The sequence below is a fragment of the Streptomyces sp. AA4 genome, assembly GCF_000158875.1.
Lineage (GTDB): Bacteria > Actinomycetota > Actinomycetes > Mycobacteriales > Pseudonocardiaceae > Amycolatopsis.
This window is the reverse complement of the sequence record NZ_GG657746.1, coordinates 5,971,411-5,989,330: the sequence shown is the minus strand read 5'-3', so window position 1 is coordinate 5,989,330 and position 17,920 is coordinate 5,971,411. Positions and strand designations below refer to the sequence as shown.

Annotated in this window: 18 protein-coding genes and 1 pseudogene; 12 read left to right on the top strand and 7 right to left on the bottom strand. The window is 68.0% G+C overall.

Annotated features, from left to right (window positions below):
- Positions 1-14 precede the first annotated feature (14 nt).
- From SSMG_RS27405 to SSMG_RS27395, 4 genes are all read left to right on the top strand, one after another.
- A complete protein-coding gene (locus tag SSMG_RS27405) occupies positions 15-866 on the top strand; it encodes a hypothetical protein (RefSeq protein ID WP_037715034.1) in 852 nt (283 codons plus the stop codon).
- A 23-nt stretch (positions 867-889) separates the two neighbouring features.
- On the top strand, positions 890-1,978 hold the full coding sequence (locus SSMG_RS27400) for an alpha/beta hydrolase family protein (RefSeq protein WP_009081354.1): 1,089 nt from the start codon (positions 890-892) through the stop codon (positions 1,976-1,978).
- Between the two features lie 96 nt (positions 1,979-2,074).
- On the top strand, positions 2,075-2,236 hold the full coding sequence (locus SSMG_RS47210; protein ID WP_159396485.1) for a hypothetical protein: 162 nt from the start codon (positions 2,075-2,077) through the stop codon (positions 2,234-2,236).
- 45 nt (positions 2,237-2,281) lie between these two features.
- Positions 2,282-3,175 carry an NADP-dependent oxidoreductase gene (locus SSMG_RS27395; RefSeq protein WP_009081350.1) on the top strand — a complete coding sequence of 298 codons (894 nt, stop codon included), beginning with the start codon at positions 2,282-2,284 and terminating at the stop codon, positions 3,173-3,175.
- 148 nt (positions 3,176-3,323) lie between these two features.
- On the opposite strand, the gene SSMG_RS27390 is transcribed toward SSMG_RS27395, so the two are convergent.
- The 3 genes from SSMG_RS27390 to SSMG_RS27380 form a co-directional block, all read right to left on the bottom strand.
- Complete coding sequence (locus SSMG_RS27390; RefSeq protein ID WP_199786002.1) at positions 3,324-3,998, bottom strand: GDSL-type esterase/lipase family protein; 675 nt, start codon at positions 3,996-3,998, stop codon at positions 3,324-3,326.
- 48 nt (positions 3,999-4,046) lie between these two features.
- A complete protein-coding gene (locus SSMG_RS27385; protein WP_199841229.1) occupies positions 4,047-4,574 on the bottom strand; it encodes a hypothetical protein in 528 nt (175 codons plus the stop codon).
- Positions 4,575-4,635: 61 nt separating this feature from the next.
- Complete coding sequence (locus SSMG_RS27380; protein ID WP_009081343.1) at positions 4,636-5,259, bottom strand: DUF4291 domain-containing protein; 624 nt, start codon at positions 5,257-5,259, stop codon at positions 4,636-4,638.
- 357 nt (positions 5,260-5,616) lie between these two features.
- Here SSMG_RS27380 and SSMG_RS27375 point away from each other — a divergent pair, with 357 nt between their 5' ends.
- Positions 5,617-6,948, top strand: coding sequence for a PQQ-binding-like beta-propeller repeat protein (locus SSMG_RS27375; RefSeq protein WP_100266898.1), 1,332 nt, complete (start codon positions 5,617-5,619; stop codon positions 6,946-6,948).
- Positions 6,949-7,331: 383 nt separating this feature from the next.
- On the opposite strand, the gene SSMG_RS27370 is transcribed toward SSMG_RS27375, so the two are convergent.
- The 3 genes from SSMG_RS27370 to SSMG_RS27365 all read right to left on the bottom strand — a co-directional run bounded on the left by SSMG_RS27370 (position 7,332) and on the right by SSMG_RS27365 (position 9,283).
- Positions 7,332-7,898 (bottom strand): alkaline phosphatase family protein, encoded by a 567-nt coding sequence (locus tag SSMG_RS27370; RefSeq protein WP_286157068.1) that lies wholly within the window; start codon positions 7,896-7,898, stop codon positions 7,332-7,334.
- Positions 7,899-8,243: 345 nt separating this feature from the next.
- Complete coding sequence (locus tag SSMG_RS47205; RefSeq protein WP_009081335.1) at positions 8,244-8,489, bottom strand: NUDIX domain-containing protein; 246 nt, start codon at positions 8,487-8,489, stop codon at positions 8,244-8,246.
- Positions 8,490-9,091: 602 nt separating this feature from the next.
- Positions 9,092-9,283, bottom strand: coding sequence for a hypothetical protein (locus SSMG_RS27365; protein ID WP_009081334.1), 192 nt, complete (start codon positions 9,281-9,283; stop codon positions 9,092-9,094).
- An 813-nt stretch (positions 9,284-10,096) separates the two neighbouring features.
- Between SSMG_RS27365 and SSMG_RS27360 the strand changes: the two genes are divergently transcribed.
- Together SSMG_RS27360 and SSMG_RS44430 are read left to right on the top strand one after the other, a co-directional pair.
- Positions 10,097-10,303: a hypothetical protein gene (locus SSMG_RS27360; RefSeq protein ID WP_009081332.1), complete on the top strand. Its 207-nt coding sequence runs from the start codon at positions 10,097-10,099 to the stop codon at positions 10,301-10,303.
- Positions 10,304-10,546: 243 nt separating this feature from the next.
- A complete protein-coding gene (locus tag SSMG_RS44430; RefSeq protein ID WP_037715029.1) occupies positions 10,547-11,263 on the top strand; it encodes a hypothetical protein in 717 nt (238 codons plus the stop codon).
- Between the two features lie 842 nt (positions 11,264-12,105).
- Here the strand turns inward: SSMG_RS44430 and SSMG_RS27350 are convergent.
- Positions 12,106-12,435: a YiaA/YiaB family inner membrane protein gene (locus tag SSMG_RS27350; protein WP_050788297.1), complete on the bottom strand. Its 330-nt coding sequence runs from the start codon at positions 12,433-12,435 to the stop codon at positions 12,106-12,108.
- A gap of 312 nt (positions 12,436-12,747) precedes the next feature.
- On the opposite strand from SSMG_RS27350, the gene SSMG_RS27345 reads away from it, so the two are divergent.
- From SSMG_RS27345 to SSMG_RS27335, 5 genes and pseudogenes are all read left to right on the top strand, one after another.
- Entirely contained in the window at positions 12,748-14,316 is a 1,569-nt protein-coding gene (locus SSMG_RS27345; protein WP_078560912.1) for a helix-turn-helix transcriptional regulator, read from the top strand.
- A gap of 189 nt (positions 14,317-14,505) precedes the next feature.
- Entirely contained in the window at positions 14,506-14,775 is a 270-nt protein-coding gene (locus tag SSMG_RS27340; RefSeq protein WP_009081326.1) for a hypothetical protein, read from the top strand.
- Between the two features lie 766 nt (positions 14,776-15,541).
- Positions 15,542-15,732 (top strand): annotated as a pseudogene (locus SSMG_RS47200) (transcriptional regulator); the annotation flags it as partial.
- Between the two features lie 130 nt (positions 15,733-15,862).
- Positions 15,863-16,174 carry a hypothetical protein gene (locus tag SSMG_RS45620; protein ID WP_158688100.1) on the top strand — a complete coding sequence of 104 codons (312 nt, stop codon included), beginning with the start codon at positions 15,863-15,865 and terminating at the stop codon, positions 16,172-16,174.
- Entirely contained in the window at positions 16,141-16,602 is a 462-nt protein-coding gene (locus SSMG_RS27335) for a hypothetical protein (protein ID WP_037715024.1), read from the top strand. The genes SSMG_RS45620 and SSMG_RS27335 overlap by 34 nt, the downstream gene beginning before the upstream one ends.
- Positions 16,603-17,920 lie beyond the last annotated feature (1,318 nt).

Here is a 17,920-nt window from a genome sequence, read left to right as displayed (position 1 = left end):
ATCAAGGAGCGTGCGTGCGCACCCGACGTTTCCTCGCCGTGCTCGCGGCGATCGTCCTCGCGGTCACCGGGACGGCCAGCGCCTCGGCCGAGCCCGCGAAACGGGTCTTCAACTCGATGCAGATCCTGTTCGACCTGAGCACTCCCGACCATTTCTGCACGATCGGGGCGGTCGGCACCGACAAGTACGACCGGAAGATCGCGATCTCGGCGGGACACTGCCTGATGGACCCGCCGGACCGGCAGTACTCCGACCGGGACATCCCGGAGAACATCGAGCCGGTCTACGACCGCAACGACACCGGATTCGGCCCGATCGGCTACGTGCGGTACTTCAAGAACCGCGAGGGCTCCATGACGGGCCACCCGACCAAGGATTACCTGATCATCGAGCTGGTGCCGTCGGTGACCCTGTCCTCGCAGGGGCCGTACCTGAAGCAGACCGGCGAGCTGGAGGTCCCCGACGGCCAGCCCAGCCCCAACGCGCTCAACCCTTCGCTGGCCAGCGAACGCCTTCTCGGCGCCGCGCTGAACAACAACAACGAACTCGTGGTGTCCGGTCAGCTCGGGGTCTGGTACGGCCGCGTCACCAACAACTCCAACGGCGTCTACCAGTCCTGGGCCAAGCACCAGGCGAACGACTCCGGCGGCCCGGCGATCTGGCACGTGCCCGGCACCGAATATCCCGGACAGGGCAACAACTTCCAGGCAGCCGGTCCGTGGGCGGGCATCACCAAGGCGATCATCCTGGGCATTCCGCAGTACGTCTACACCAGCTCGGCGAACATCCTCGCCGACCTGCGGGCCCGCGACGCCGCGCACCCCGGCACCTACGGCGCCGGCTTCCACGTGACCCAGAACCCGTGATCCCCGCTACCCGGAAAGTGACCATGAGACTGTTGCTCAAGCGCGTGCTGGTGTCCGCCGCGGCGGCGATGCTGGCCTTGACCAGCCCCGCCGCCGCCCACGCCGACACCCCCTCCGTGCCGACCTTGACCGACGGCTTCGGCCTCACCCAGGTCGGGACCGCCCAGGGCACCGCCACCAACTTCGTCGTCACCGTGACGACCCCGGCGGTCGCGGGGCAGCACCACATCCGCGTCATCGTCCCGAGCAGTTATTACGCCGAAACCGCCAAGCGCTACCCGGTGTTCTACTTCCTGCACGGCGTCGGCGACGATCCGGGCAACCCGAATCTGGCGTACCCGGCGATGCTGGCCAGCCAGAAGATGATCACCGTGATCCCGGACGGCGGACTGCGCGGCTGGTACACCGACTGGGTGCGCCAGGACACCGCGGCCGGGGCGCAGAACTGGGAAACCTTCCATCTCAACCAGGTGATCCCGTTCATCGACGCCAACTTCCGCACCATCGCCGCGAAATCCGGCCGGGCGGTCGGCGGCCTCTCGATGGGCGGCTTCGGCGCGCTGCACTACGCCGAGGACCGTCCGGAGTTGTTCGCGCAGGCCGTTTCGCTGTCCGGCGCGATCGACTTCAACCTGTACTGGGTCCGCACGGCGATCCGCGGCACGTTGTCCAACGTCGGGTTCGCCATGTCGGGCACGTCCGGTTCGGGCGAGGGCGCCGGCGGCAGCGGGTTCGGCCCGGCCGTGCCGACCGATTCGGCGTTCGGCTCGCTCAACGAGGCGGGCGACATGTCCGCGGCGCTGGCCCGCGGTCCGGTCGTGAACGCCGGAAAGCTCGCCGGCGTCGGGGTTTCGCTCTACACCGGGTCCGGCAACGGCAACCCGGTCAACGTCCTCCTCGACGAACCGGCGTTCGCCGAATCGGTCACCGAGGCCGCGCAGCAGAACATGAAGGCGGCTTTGGACAAGGCCGGACAGCGTTACTACGCCGTGGATTACGGCAACGGCAAGACCTGGGGACCGAACTGCCAGGGGAAGCACACGGCCGGATGCTGGGGACAGGATCTGGCCGACTACCTGCCGCGGCTGGAGCAGGCTTTCGCTGCCGCGTAAGGGAATGCTGGGGGTGCCCCGGACGGATGCGTTCCGTCCGGGGCACTTGTTTGTCCCCGGGTGCCGGAGGTTCGGGCGGGTCGCGGTGCCGGGCGCATGCCCTCGGATCCGGGACTGTCGACCGGGGTGATGCGCGAGGTCGCGACTGTCCCGCGGCTGGAGTTCTCCGGCGTCGAGCCAGCGGGAGTAAGCCCTACTCGTCCGCACCTGCCCTGCGACCGCGAGGCCCAGTCGCAGCGGATCGGCGGTCGGCCATGACACTAACCGTTGCAAAATACTAACCGTTGTTGTTAAGTTGGCGGCATGAGAGCAGTGCGCTTCGCCGCTTACGGCGGCCCCGAGGTCCTCGAACTGGCCGACGTCCCCGAACCTCACGCCGGCCCCGGCCAGATCCGCGTCGCCGTGCGAGCGGCGGGCGTGAACCCGCACGATTGGCGCACTCGCGAGGGCCAGTTCCAGCGGATCCGCCCGCTCGAGCTGCCCTCCGGAGTCGGCCAGGACGCTTCCGGAGTGGTCGACGAGGTCGGCGAGGACGTCACCGACATCGCGGTAGGGGATCCGGTGCTGGGCCGAGGCTCGAACACCTACGCCGAGTTCGCCGTGCTGAATTCCTGGGCGCGCCTGCCGTCCGGTCTGACCTTCGCCGAAGCGGCCGGGTACCCGTCGGTGGTCGAGACCGCGCTCCGTGTCCTCCGCCTGGTCGGTGTCCAAACTGGACAAACGTTGCTGGTGAGCGGAGCGGCGGGCGGAGTCGGGTCGGCGGTTCTGCAGATCGCGCGCGACCGGGGGATCAAGGTGATCGGCACGGCCAGCGCCGCGAACCAGGACTACGTGCGCAGCCTGGACGCCATCGCGACCACCTACGACGAGGGCTGGGTCGACCGGGTGCGCCAGCTGGGCCAGGTCGACGCCGCGCTGGACCTCAACGGCGCCGGCGTGCTCCGCGGTCTGCTGGACCTGACCGGGGATCCGGAGAAGGTGATCACGATCGCCGACCTGGAAGCCCCGATGCTGGGCATCCGGTTCGCCGGGGTGGGCGGCGACATGAGGGAAGCCCTGGCCGAAACGGTGACCCTGATCGAGCGAGGGAAACTCCGCATCCCGGTCGACAAGTCCTACCCGCTGTCCGAAGCCGCGGCGGCACACGCGGACAGCCAGGCCGGACACACCCGCGGGCGGCGGGTTTTGCTGGTCTGAGCCTCACGGCGCGAAGGGGCGGCACCGGGCTTGATCGGTGCGCCCCTTCGGGTTGCATTCGCGGACCCCTTGCCGTGCGGAAGATCCGGTGCCGGCGATCCTGCCGATGGCAATTTATGCGGCCGCAGGTAGCTAGGCACCGGTGAATTCAGCCGATTCCGGTGACCCGCCGCACTTCGTCTGCGATCACGTGGGCGAACCGTTCGTGCGAGGGCACGCTGAAGTGCGTTCCGTCGGCCCCCGTCTCCGTGACGGCACCAGCATCGACGAACGCCGCACCGCGCGCCGCCGCGAGCTCCGCGAGCGGCCCGGCCAACTGCTCCGCTTTCTCGGCCGAGGTCCTGTCGTAAAAGGCCCCATTGACCTCCGCGAAATCCGGCGCGGTGACGTCGATCCGCGGCGGCGACACGAGCACCACCTTCGGCGGACGCTCGGCCTCCGTCCACCCGTATGCGGCGACGTCGTCGAGGAGCCCGGCGATCGCGGAAACCACCTCCGCCACCGTGCGCTCGAACTGGATCTTCAGGTCATTGGTGCCGAGCATCAGCACGACGACATCGAGCGGATTGTGGCTCAGCAACGCGGGCAGCAGGTAAGTCCGCCCGTTGCGGCCCGGTCGGTCCATGGACGCCGGGTAGTCGAAATCGGTCGTGCGGCCGCCGAGGCCTTCCTCGACCACGTGGTATCCCTCGTCGAGCAGGGTCGCCAGCCGGCCGGTCCACCGGATCTCCAGTGGCCACCGTCCCAGGTAGCCTTCCTCGGAACGCTGGCCGTAGGTGTTGGAATCGCCGTAGCAGAGCACGTTGATCATGCTGCTTCGCAACGCTTTCTCCGTTTCGTCATTCCCGCCTTGCTATTCGCGGCGGGACGTTCAGAAGCCAAGGGGATGATCGGAAAGCCAGTCAGCGTGACGCCGTTTCAGCCGATCGCGTTCGCCGGTCGTGGGCAACAGCACGTCGGCGCCTCCGTCGTACGGATGATGTATGCGGTCGAAGGACAAACTGGCGATCATCACGTTGGCAGCGACGTCGTCGGCGACAGCGCGGAGCAGGTCGTCCGCAAGACCGGTCCGCCAGGATCTGCGCCTCACGAACAAATGCGTGTACCTGATGAAGTCCGGGTCGGTTTCATTCTCGTCGGTGCGCAGGCTCGTCCAGTGCCGGGCACCGGGATTCCAGAGCGCGTGCTGCGCGGACAGCACCGGGGGCGCGGAGGAGCCCGACCAATCGGTAGTCACTATCCAAACTTCCTGCTCGCGGAACAACTCGTCCAAAACCGTGTTGTAGCGGTGGAGCACGATGTCGTACTCAGCGTCGGCAGCGGGATAGCGTTGAGACTCCGGCAAACTATGAAACCGGACCCATCGGTCGCGGTAAACATGCTTCAGCCGATGAGCCACCGGAGGACACTCGGGCCATTGCCGCCACCAGCGCGCTGACAGGTTCTCCGGCGGCTCGGAGCTAGCCATGTTCGCTGGCGCCGATCATCCCGAGAATCGGCGCAGGCACCGGATAAACCCGTTCGCCCGGCAACTCTTCCCGCGCGGCTTCAAGACGACCGGAGCTGACGTGACGGTGGATCCGCTCGGCGAACGGGGTGATGTCCGTGATCTTGGCGATCCACTGGTCGAGGTAGCGCTCGACCGCCTCGCCGGAAAGCCCGATCTGAATGGCCCGCCGGTCGAGCGGCGCGAGGGTCAGCGAACGGTCGGGATCCCACTGGATGCGGACCGGGCTGGTGCGTTTGCGCTCAGCCCAGTGCTGCTGGCCCGCGTAGGCGCCGGGCTCGTAGCTGCTGAGGGCGGCGTGCGCGAGCGCCCACTCGAATCCTTCCCTGGTGAGCTGGATCTCGAGGATGCGTTCCTGCTCAGGTTTGGTCGCCCACCCGGATCGGTACATCATCCACAGGAACGAAGGTTTGATCCACGTCATCCGCTCGCGCTTGAACGGCGCCGCGAAGGTCTGGGATTCGACTGCGACGTCGGCGATGTGCCGCGAGTACGCCTGGTAAACGGTGATGGTCTGGTCGGTGTAGCCAGCCCGCACGTCCCGGCGCGGGACGCTGGGTCTGAACTGGTCGGGCACGTGGTTGTCTCCATGGTCGTGAGGTGAGGCTGATTGTGCCTGGTAGACCACGGCAGTGTCGCTGGAATTTGGTGACGGTTGAGCTCAGGAAGGCCGTACTTCGGCAGAGGAGACGGCGGAGATCGATCAGCACTTCACGTGGATGGTCAGGAATGCGGACGAACCTGTTCGGGACCCAGCATTCGGAAATCCCGCCACCCTCGCCAAAAGCGCCGATGAGACGCCATTCCCGGGACGAATGGCGTCGCTGGTTAGCCTGGACGGCCCGCGTCGCTCGGGGCTGTCGCGTACCGGGCCCGCGCGGGATACTGCGGTGCCACTGGAGTCATCGGCCCCCTCTTCGGGAAGTGGTGCGTGATGAACGGAACTGGCTTCCGCACAGCGATCGCGAGCGCGGCCGCGGTGCTGATCATCGTCTCGCCGGCGGCGGCCGCCGGTCATTCCCGGCCGGTCGTCGCGAGTGATTGGCCGACGTATCACCGCGACAACGCGCGTACCGGCGACGCCGCCGATCTCGCGCCGCTGGGCACGCTCGGCATGGCTTGGCAGGCCACTTTGGACGGTGCGGTGTACGGCCAGCCGCTGGTGGTCGGCGGGCAGATCCTGGCCGCCACCGAGAACAACACCGTGTACTCGCTCGACCCGGCCACCGGCGCGACCCGCTGGTCCGCCCATCTCGGCGAGCCGGCGCGCCGCGCGGAGCTGCCGTGCGGGAACATCGATCCGCTCGGCATCACCAGCACCATGGTGTACGACCCGGCGACGGCGCGGGTCTACGCACTCGCCGAACTCACCGGCGGCCAGCACGTGCTCGCCGGGGTGAACGTGGGAACCGGTGCGGTGGAAGTGCGCACGGAACTGGAGCCGCCGCGCGGCGACTGGATCGCGCACCAGCAGCGAGGAGCGCTGACCCTGTACAACGGCCGGGTCTACGTGCCCTACGGCGGACTGGCCGGCGACTGCGCGAACTACATCGGCTCGGTCGTGTCGGCCACGACCGCCGGCGCCGACCCGATCAGCTATGCCGTGCCGACCACCCGGGAAGCCGGGATCTGGGCGCCGGGCGGCGGCGTCGTCGACGGGCCGCGGCTGCTCTACTCGGTGGGCAACGGCGAATCCACCATGGCCTACGACGACAGCGATTCCGTGCTGGCACTGTCGCCTGACCTGCAACGGGTGGACCTGTTCGCCCCCGACACCTGGGCCGACGACAACGCCCAGGACCTCGACCTCGGCTCGTCCAGCCCGACCCTGCTCGGCGACCACGTGCTCGCGGTCGGCAAACGGGGAACCGGGTACGTCCTGCGACACGACCAGCTCGGCGGCGTCGGCGGGCAGTTGGCCCAAGCCGAGATCTGCAAGTCCTTCGGCGGCAGCGCGACCAGCGGAGACACCGCGTACCTGCCCTGCACCGACGGCCCCGCCGCGGTGCGCGTCGACGAGAACGGCACGCCCCAGGTGGTCTGGCGCGCCGCACTCTCCGCGAACGGCTCCCCGACCGTAGGCGGCGGCGCGGTGTGGGTGGTGGACTACAACGCTGGCGTCCTGTACGCCTTGAGCCCGGCCGACGGATCAGTGCGCGGGCAGCTCGACCTGGGCGAGGTTCCGCATTTCGCCTCGCCGACTCTGTCCGGTGACCACGCCTATGTGGGCACGATGACCGGCGTGGCGGCGGTCTCCGGGGCCTGATTCCGGCGGGGCGGATCCGGTGCCGCACACTCTTGGCTGGGACCGGTCGAACGCAGAGCGGTCCGCGGCGAACGGCGGAAGGAAGTGTCCGGTTGTGGTCCGACGAAGAGGAATCGGGAACGACCCGCGATATGCGCAAGACCCGAAAAGAACTAAAGCTCTGCCTGCTTCTGTGTGTCTTCGTCGGAACGCCGCTCATTGTCGTGGCCAGTATGTGGCTGGGCAGAGTTCAATGGGTAGCCGTGATCCTGGACGGATTCTCGGTTGTCGGAATTTCGGTTTTCCTGATCGGAACGAGGCGATGGAAAGGCGCTGCCGAGAACGATCGATGACGCACCTCCCGCACCGGCCTGGACTCCGGTCAAGGAAACTGACGACTCAGGCTAGCTCTTCGTCGTCAACGGCACGTCGTTCGGCGGAGGCAGAGTGCCGCCGCCCCGAAGCAGGATCGGCCCCACCGGCGCCGGTTTGGCGACCGGCGGCGGGGGCACCGGCGTCGGGGTAGGGGTGGGTTTCGGCGGCGTCGGCTGGGTGATCGAGGTGCCGTGGGCCGGGGGCGGCGGGTTCAGTTTCGCGCCGGCCGAGAGGTCCACCAGGTCGGCCAGCCCGTGGTCGCCGTCGACGCGCGGGACGCCCAGCTTCGGCAGCTTCAGCAGGTCGATGACGGTTTTCGGGATGCTCGGATGCCAGGACCAGCGGTGGTCGATGCCCGGCTTGACCCGGCCGCCGAACATCAGCAGCGGCACCCGCGGGCCGTAGGCGAGCTGGACGCCGTCCGGGGTGATCTCGACGTTCGGTGTGGCCACGTGGTCGTCGAAACCGCCCCAGTCGTCCCAGGTGCTGTCGCGTTGGCGATGCGTTCGCGGACGCCGATGGTGCGGTAGCCGGCGGCGTGGTGGAGGGCGAGGCTGACGCGATTGTCGGCGAAGACGGAGGTTGGCAGGGACCAGAGCCCGGAGTCGCCGGCGGCCATGAATTGCTTGCGCAGCAAGGATTTCCCGCGGTTGCGGCAGCGCAGCCGACGGCCCCGCCGTCGAGTTCGGCGACCCGCCGGTGCCTGGGGCCGCGTATGCAGCGACCTGCCAAAATCAGCGGAATGACGCGGAACCGCGGGGACAAGCCGATCAGCGACTCAGCGACCGACTGTCCTCGGCGAGGAGCGCCTCGCTAGCGGCTCAACAGCGAATTCGGGCAACCCGGCATCAACGCGTCCATGACCGATGCCCGCGCCGGCCAGCGTACGTACTCACGAATACGGTCGCGATCCGCCGGGAACATCCCGTCCCAAGCATGGTTCAGAGGAGTCCACGCCGCTGGCCGACCTTGTTCCGCCACCACGGGAAGAGAACGCTCGACGCCGCGGCATACGACAACCCGAGCGTCGGCTGCCAGTCCGCGCGGTAGGAGCGAACGCAGACCGCGGCTGGTGCAGGCACTAGCTGGCCGCGAATCCCGGTCGCCTCCACTAGCTCGCGGGCCGCAGTTTCCCGCGGCGTCTGTCCCCATTCGACTTTGCCCCGGGAGGAACCCGTCCGCGCCATCGATGCTGGACATTGCTGAAAGCGCGATCGGTCACCCAAACCTCCGCCGCGAATGGTTCCAACGGCTCCTTCGCCGCCGCGGCCAGCCATCGGCGAGCGTCGGCGGACTCGGCGACAGCGCGACCTGCGTCGGCCAGTGCTGCCTCTGCGGTCCGTTGCCCGGCTTTAGTGCGAATCGATCCTCAATGCGCCACAAGTTGGTCGATGAGCCAAGTTGTCTCAGGTGCTGCCGAGCGTTCTCCGCACCGGATCAGACCGATGGGCGAATCTGCGTTGACGGGGCGTCAGGACGCACTGGCTCGCAGCTTCCTTGTCGACCGTCGAGACCTCGGCTTTCTTGCCGTCATCGACAGCTTCGACTTGTCGACGTCCAGCAGACGAGCGAATGAACGGGCAGCTGAGCCGGCATTGGGGCGCTGCCGCGGCAAGTGCGCGGGCTGTGCGCCGCCGAGCGGATGTCGAGCTCAGTCCGTCTGTTCGCGTCCGAGACCCTGGATCTCCGTAATCCCCTTCCGAACCAGCGACAACCCGCCCCGGCGCGGCAGCGGGTCCGGAGGCGCCCCGGGCTGCTTCCGGACCCGCGGCCATACGCCCGCCAGCCGCTAGACCAGCACGTCGAGCACCGAGCCGACGGGACCTCCCACCACAGGCACGATGCCAACGACGCCGGTGACGAGGCCGCCGGCGGAAACGTTCGGAGCCGACACCTCCGCAACGGCGGGACCGGCTACCACCAGGACGGCGCCGACAGCCGCCGCGGCCGCGACACAGATTCCGGCAATACGTGCACGCATGAATTTCTCCTCAAGACAGGCGGAACCCCGGAAACCAGGGACCGCACAAGGGACTGCGAATGCGGCACAAGCCAAACCCGCCGACCCGATGCGCGCCGCGCGAACCCGCCGGCCTCACCCGGACGGTCGACACGCCGCCACCCGACCCGGCGACACGCGAACCCCTTCCCTGCGAGGAGAACCCCCGAGGGGCAAGCCCTCAACTGGGCGCTGTCCTGCCCCGCCCTCGCCGACCCGCCCGACGGAGCCGGGCAAATCCGGGCACTCGCTGACCGCGCAGACTACCTTCTCACCGGAGCCGACGGCCGCATGGCCAACCTCGAACTCGCCGCCCAGCGCATCGGCGGCGAATAGCAAAACCCTGACAGCCAGCCCCTCCGAGCAACGCCGCGTTGGCCAAACTCCAGTTCCCCGCCGCCTCCCGGGACTCGCCGCGACCGGGGTCGCCTGCAACGACCTCGACACCTGGACCATCGACACCGCAGGCGCATGCACGATCACCGCGAACTTCCGGGCCGCCAGCCCTGCGCCGGAGCCGTTTCCGCCGGCAACCCTCCTGCGGCGACCCCGTCCTCCTCGTCCCCGGAATCCCCGTCTCCTCCATCCGGGGCGACTTCACCGTCTCCGGAACTCGCTGCCTCGCCGCCGGAACCCAGATCTGCCTCTGGTGGCGGAACCAGTCCGGCACGGCCCAAGCGACCGCCACCGCCCGCGTCGCCCTCTGGCGCACCGGAGCCTGACCCGCGCGGGCGGGGTCCGCGCGCGGGGAACGCGACCCCGCAGGTCCGTCCACTGTGCACGAAAGGGGCCGTCATGGCTCAGCCCGGCGACCTCGTGATCACGATGCGGGAACTCCAGGACGAGGTCCGCGCCGTCCACGACGAAGTAAAAGGTGTCCGCAATGAACTGAAAACGCGATCGGCCCGCGGATCGACGACCACGAAACCGGATCCGGTCCCTGTAACGGAAACTCTGGGCCGCGGCGTCACCGAGACCCTGACCCGTGTCTTCGGAGGCTGACCGACGGCCGTGATGTTCGCGATCGACATCAGCCACCAGCAGGACCAGAGGCTCGACCTCACCCGGGCCCCGCGACGGGTGCGAGCTGTGCATCGTCAAAGCGGGCGAGGGATCGTTCTTCACGGATCCGGATTTCGCGTCGAACCTGGCCGAGGCCGGCGCAGGGCCAGGCAGCTCGTCGCGGCGTACTGGTACCAGCGCGCGGCCGCCACCGCCGCGCAGCACGTCGCGAGGATCAAGGCCATGGTGCCGCGCGAGGTCCTGGTGATCCCGGACGTCGAGGCGAACAGCGGTGATGCCGGTCTGGCCCGGGAGATCGTGCGGCTGCTGCGCGAGGCCGGGTGCCGTTCACCTGTCGTCCGCGCTGGTACTGGCAGCAGCTCGGGCCCCGTCGCTGGCCGGTTTGCCGCAGTCCTGCTCCAGTTCACCAGCACTGCCCGCATCGCCGACTACCAGCTGCTGGACGCCCCGGCGGCACCGATTCCGACCAGCCAGAGGCGGACGACATGTCCGTGTTCAGCGAACGGGCCCGTGCAGGAACCGGCCAGCATCGATATGCCGACCGTCGGCTGCACGAAACTGCGCATCCACACCCGCTTCGGCAACACCTTCTCCGTCCGCGCGGTCCTGTTCTCCGGCGACACCGGCACGAATCCGGACGGCACCGGCGTCGGTGTCGGCTGCGACGGCGAGTTCCGCATCCCGGCGCAACCCTGGCCGTGGGAGCCGAACCGGCCCGGCCCGCTCGACATCCCGCCCGGCGCGACCACCTACCTGCACCGGCCTGCACGACGCCGCCGCCGCCGACTTCCGCGTCTCGGCGGCCGCCGCGTGACCGCCCCGCCGCGGCCCGGCCGCGCCGGTGCGGAGCCGGTTGCGATCGCGCAAGCCGTCCGCCTGGCCCTCGCCGCGATCGTCGCCACCGGATGGATCGCCATCCCCGACACCACGGTCAACTGATCATGTCGATCACGGGAGCGGTCGGGTCCATTGTGTCCACGATCGTCGCGCGGAGGCGAGTCACCCCGGTCGCGACGCTTCCCTCCGGTGACGGCGCCGGTTCACCCGACGTCCTTGGCAAACTCAGGTGAACCGACGCCCCGCTGGGCCCGAAGGATGAGCGCACCGTCGGCCCGGCGGCATCCCCTCCGGCAGCGCAACCCGGCAAGATCGCGGCCGCAGGAGACACGCCCCGCCGTCGGCCGCTGGGAGGGCGAAGCCCACGACGGAGCACAGGCAGGCTACCCCCGCCGCGGCCGGACAGGCACGCGGACAACGGAACGTCGTGAACTATTCACGACACCGGCGAAACAGGGCGGGCCCGGCGGCCCGAGGGGGAGGGTGCCGCCGAGCCCGCGACACGAACGCTACCCGCCCGCCGCAGGTTCCTGTCGAAACCACGCGGCAGACGGCACCGGTTCACCCGGGCCTCCACAACCCGGGCGAACCAGCACCCCGCGCCGGCCGGAGCATGCGGGCCCCGGCCGACGGGACCCTCTTCGGCTGGCGGACCCGCCAGCCGAAGAGGGAAACACGGGCTCCGCCGCAGGCAGAGGGGCATGACATCGGCTGCGGCGGAGCGTGCTCACGCTAACCCGCCCAACCGCCGGAAGCCGCCCCTGCCGCACTGGAACGCGAACAATTCACACAACCCGGTGACCACGCCATCCCCCGACACGACAAACAGGCCCCTTCAAGCAACCCCATCCGGGGTCGCCTGGAGGGGCCTTTCGGCGTTTCAGGAATTGTCGGGAGCTGCGATCAGGATCTGGCGTCATGCGTTTCCGCTGCCGAAACCCGTGTCACCGGCCCGTGCCGGGGCCGGCATCCGCAGTGCTGGCCGTGCCGCTCGTGCCGAACAGGTCGTGCTCGGCCAGGAACCGTTCCAGCCGGGCCTGGTCGACCCGGTGCACGACGCTCGCGGCGTCCTGCCGGTCCCGCACGCACTTGGCCAGCGTGAACGCGGACGTCACCACATACAGCACCGCCAGCCCGAGAAACGCCCGCACCCACGAATCAGCAGGCGCGCACGCGATCGCGATCGACACCGCGACCAGCGACACCGCGAACGACGCGACCGCCTGCACATAGAACGCGGACGTCGTAGCCGGAGAAGGAGGTGTAGTAGCCATGCCAGCCATCATGACGGCCGTCCCGGGACGCCCGCATGAGTAGAAACCCCCGAATGCCGGAAGGCATGAATAGTTCATGCCGGGCAACGGATCAGGCGGTGCGGGACGATGGGAACCCCGATCGGGAAATCGAGGAGGGAACCACCGTGCATCGACGTTTCGCCGTCGCCGCGGCGATCGCCTCTGTCGTCGGGTCCGGTCCCGCCGGGTGCTCGTCCGCCCAGGACTGCGCCTGCGAGCAGTTCACCGCCGATACGCAGGCCGCCGGAAGAGGCCCGGTAAGCCCGGCGCGAAGGCGTGCCTGGACGTCCAATGCGCCAGCGGCAAAGGCAAGAGCTGCAAGGACATGATCGAGCCCGCCAACCAGCTGCGCGACGCAGCCAAGGCAATCTCGAGGGCGTCGACCCGGACTCCGAAGGCGCCAAACGAAGCCGTCGACAACTACTGCGCCACCAACAGCTAAAACAACACAGCCCTCCAGGCAGTCGTCAGACGGCCCGGAGGGGCCTGCTGGGCGCCGGAGGAGGGTGCGATGAACGCGGTGGCCCGGCCAGGCCGGACGAGCAGAACGACGACCTGCGCGCCCGGCATCCGCGCTACGAGTCGCGACTGCGCGAGCTGATGGTGGTCCGCAAGAACTGGTACACCCCCACGAAGCTGATCCCGGAGTTGCGCAAGTACGGCTACGAGCTCGACCCCAGTTCGATGTATCGCCTCGTCAGCACCGAACGTCCGCCGAGGATGCCGAACGAGTTGATCCTGGCGTTGTGCGAGATCCTCGACTGCCGTTTCGAGGACCTGGTGGTGCAGATCGAGCCGCAGCGGGCCCGACGCGGAGCTACCGCCGCCACCATCGCGCGCGACGGCGGAGCCGAAGTCAAGGCCGCCGCCAAGGTCGCTCTCGACGGCATCCTCGCCGGCCTCCGCGACTTCCTGCAGACCGGGCAGTACAAGGCCCGCGAGCGGGACGAGAACACCGCAGCCCACATCGCCACCGTCAACCACGACATCGCCCTCGCCGCTACGCCGCCGCCCAAGCCGCCCAGTCCGCCGTCGACGCCTGGGCTCAGGCCGACGCCGCGCTCAAAGCCGCCGACGCCGCCACCGCGTCCCAGCACCGCGCCCGGGCCGACGCCGCCCGAGCCGCCGACTACGCCCGAACGGCCCGAGCGGCCGCCACCGGAGCCAGCACCCGCGCGACACAGGTCGAACACGCCGCACGGCAAGGCCGCACCAGCCAACGCGACGCCCAGCGAGCCGTCGCCACCGCCACCACCGCCGAACGCCGCGCCGCCGGCTACCACCTCAGCGCCCTCCGACGACACCTACCGCATCTTTCTCGCCAAACAACTCAACGAAATCAAACTCCGCAACGTCAGCCCCGAACAGAACACGAGCAGCGGCGACGTGGCCGGGCTGGACCAGTCAGCCGTCGGCGGCAGCCTCAGTGACGAGCGCTACGAGGCGTTGCGCGGGATCGGCTACACCGGGTCCAAACGCTTCACGTGGCAAGAAGCCCTCGACTTCGCCGCCCGCGGCCTCTGGCCCCAAGCCGAAGTCTGCTACGCACTCGGCGGCACTGTCGACCAATGCCGACCCGGCGGAGCGGGCAAGATGCTCAAAGCCGCCGGCGAAGCAGGCAAACTCGCCCAGAAGGCCGCCAAAGCCGTCGATTGGCTCGACGACACCGCCCGAGCTAACGTCAAAGCCAAACTCAAAGACTTCGGCGACGGCATCCCGAACCGGAAGGACGGCACACGATGGTTCGACCCGAAGAAGCCCAAGGGGAACACCGTCCGCATCGAAAAGGGTAACCCCAGCTCGCCCTTCCCGTCGCAGCAAGTCGACCATGTCCGCGCCGCCGAAGACGGAAACTGGTAACCCGGGGCAGGGCAACGCATCCAGGAAGGGCAAGGGCAGAAGACTTTCCGGCAGACACACATATTCCACTCAGCGAATGGCTAACCTGGCGAAGCTGGAACAAACCGTGGCCACGATCGAATATCCGATCTTCGTACGCAAGTCCTGTCAGCCGTAGAGAATCTCGCAGACCGCGACTATCAGGAGCGCGTGTGGGTACGACTGGAGTTGCCGCACCCCGACCACGCGGACAACCTGGACATGAACATCCACATTCTGTTCGACGATACTTCCCTACTTCCAGACCCGCTCTCAGGTGTCGGCTGGTACATATATGCCGACGAAGTGGAGCCGTTGCGACTGCTTGGTGCCGTGCTCGACCCGCTTATCGACGAGATTGGCGATGATGTCGATAGCGCCATTTGGCTCATCCTCTTTGGGATGAGGTCGTTCACCGCGCAGGCGTCGCATTACAGGTGATGCAAACGCATGAGGAGACAACCTGAAACGAGGCCATGACCGCCACAAGTCGGGAAGCCCGGCGACATGAATTTCGATGTCGCCGATTTAGAACCGGCACCACCGAAGCTGCCGGTCATTGACACCTGTGAACTTCAGCGCACACCTCGGACCGGTGTCGCCGGTCGGCTCGCCTCTCGCAGCATGGAAGCTACCGAACCGGGCAGCCTTGGCCGGAGTGCGAGATGATACCGCCACAGTGGAGCTTATAGTCGGGCTGATCAAAGCCGTTATCCCCGAGCATTTTCCACCGGTGGCACTGTGGGCGGCCGTAGGGCGGATTCGCGCGCGTCGGCGACGCAGAAGTCGCGCAACTGCCTGACTCCTTCACAACCGTCGCTGAGGGGTACCTCGCCGCAACCCGGACGGTCCGGGTCCGACCAGAGGACCCGCTTCGGCGGGGGAACCAGGCACTCCTCGCGCTCGACGCCTGAACGTCGGACGGCCCCCGCTCGCGCGGGGAAGACACTTCTTAATCTGCGATATTATCTCATTGTCGGTGTATTTTCATTCACTTCTGTTCGGTCTCCGATTGCTCGCGAAGGGAATCCTTTGCTGTGGGTTCTCGGGACTTGCCGTCCTGCGGCGCCGCTCCGACGCAGGTTCGAGCGTGCCGGAACGAAACCCTCGTCAGCGGCTCATCTCGCGCCCTGTGCGCCCTCGGACGCGGCTGCCTAGGACGCACAGGTCCAGGCAATGGCCGGGACCGTAGGGGACACTGGATCGCATGGCCGGCACCCATCGCGAGCTCGCCGATTCCCTGCGGCGCGCCCGTGCTCAGGACGGCCCCGCGCGGGCCGGGCTGCCACCGGACGGAGTCGCGTGCCGGGCCTGCGCCGGGAGGAAGACGCCCGGTTGGCTGCTGGCGTGTCGACCGACCATTACGCTCGTCTTGAACAGGGACGCCGCTTCACCCCCGTTCGCGGCGGTCGGCGGGCTCTTTCGGCTGTGGGCTGATGTCGACGTTGCTGTCGCCGAGGTCCCGTAGCTGCCCGTAGCCGATCTTCGGGCCTTGGCCCGCGGACTTCGCGGTGTCCGCGTAGGTGTTGTGCTTGTCGAGATTCTGTTGCGCGATCTCGTTGTATTGGTTGATTTTCGCTTCGGTGTCGGTGGTCCGCCAGAACCGTGCCTTGTCCAGGAACGTCCGGTGCGGCGGAGTCTCGGCATCGGCCGCAGCGCCGCCTTCAGCTGGTCGAACCCGTACGCTAGGTCGCTGGCGTTCTGCGAGTTCGCGGTGAACATGTGCGACGCGGCCTGCGACACGTCCGCCAGCGGCTTGATTCGCGCCTGTGCGGCGTCCGCGCCGCCGCCGGTCCAGGAGATTCCATGCCCGACATCAGCTGCTGGACGCGGCCGCTGACCTGTGCGTGCTGCTCGGCCAGTTCGGCGGCTTGGTCGGCGCCGCCGTGCCAGTCCGGCGCGCCCTTGCTCGCCATGATCTGCTTGACCAGCTCCGATTGGGGGCACGGCCTGCTCGTCGAGGTTGCCCTTGAACAGATCGCCGAACCATCCGCCGACGTCGCTGGCCCGGTCTCCTACCGACTCGACGGTGCCTTCGACGGCGTGCCCGACGGCTTTCGCCGCGTCGCCCAGGACATAGAAGATCGACATCACGAACCCGCTTTGTGCTTCAGATTCGTCATCACCCGCTGCGCGCAGTTGTGCGGCAACGCGGCCGACGCGGATGTGCTCACTTGGCGGGCCGGCGGACGTCGGGCGACCGGAACCGGAATTGCCAGGGGAGCTGCGGCCGGCCGCGACCGCGGCGAGCACGACCAATCTGGCTGACTGCGTGAGTGTGCGCGAAGCCATCAGGCGAGTCCTCCGCCCGAGTTCGCGGCGTTCTGCACCGCTCCCTCCGCGTCCTCGTCGCCGCTCTGGTGATGTGCAGGGCCTTCTCCAAGTCGTTCGATCAGCGTCGAGACGTAGTCGCGTTCGCGCTGAATGTGGCCCAGGCCGTGGCCGAACGCGCTGGCGCCCGCGCCTGATCCGGAAAGAAGCGCGTTGTAGCCCTTGCTGGCGGGGGTCCTCGGCAGGCGGGTCCAGATGAGTGAGATGTTCTGCCTTGGGGATCATCTTCGCCAGTTCGTCGCGGATGCCGCGCGCCATGTTCAGCATGCTCATCGCCTCGTCATGGCTGAGACTGAGCTCCTGCCCGCTCGAACCCGGACCGCTGCCCGCGGCAGCCCCGCCTCCGACGCTCGGCGGGTCCCGATGTTGAACACGGGCCGCCAAGCCAGCTGCCTGCCTTCGACGCAGGTTGACCCACGATGCGCATCCCTCAAGCGACATGCCACCACCACGCTGGGGCAGCCCGCGCGAGATCTCCGCAATCATGACTGTAATCGACCAGTAACGCCAAGGTGTAAAACCGCCTATGTCGTCAGGCCAACCTCGCGGTCCTGCAGGCGTTTAATCCGGATGTGAGAGGCAAGCAGATCGATCTTGGCAGGACGTATACCGACAGGCTCGTCAAAGCGGCGCATTGACGCTGGCCTGCTGTGCCCGGGCGTTGGCTGCGTCCGGGCACAGCGTCAGTGCGGCAGCGGCGGATGTTCGGTGCGAGGGAGCACATCGACGCTGTGATCTTGCGGCTTTTCGGTCTGTCTCGGTGTTCTTGGCTTCGGTGTCGGACGGATTGGATCGCTATCGGCTGTTTAGGGTGTAATTCGCCGGTTGATTTGCTTGAGGGTGCGATCTCGGCCGATATTCCGGGATAATCGTGTCCTGGCGCGGTCGGCGTCAGGATATTCGCGGATAGGCCGCGATTGGGTTTCTGCGCGCTGCTCCGACGTGATCGCTGGATCGTCCTTGACGCGCCGGCTCTTGTCGTCGGAGCGCGAGGGCCAATGTGGTTGGCGGCTAGGCGGCTTCGTCCGATGCGGTGGCCTTTGTGGACGGTCGGCGCGGCGGCGTTGCGGGCCTCCGGGCGACGTCGATGCCGAGGGTGAGTTGTCCGGGTGGTCGAGGGGCTTTGGTCGGCTGGGCTGGTTGCTCTGCGGTGGGCAGGTTCGTGGTTGGTCGCGGTGTGTTCGCTGTCGGTGGGTGTGGGTGGCGGGCGAGGTGGTGGAGTTTGCGGAGGTGTCGTTGGACGAGTCCGGCGCGG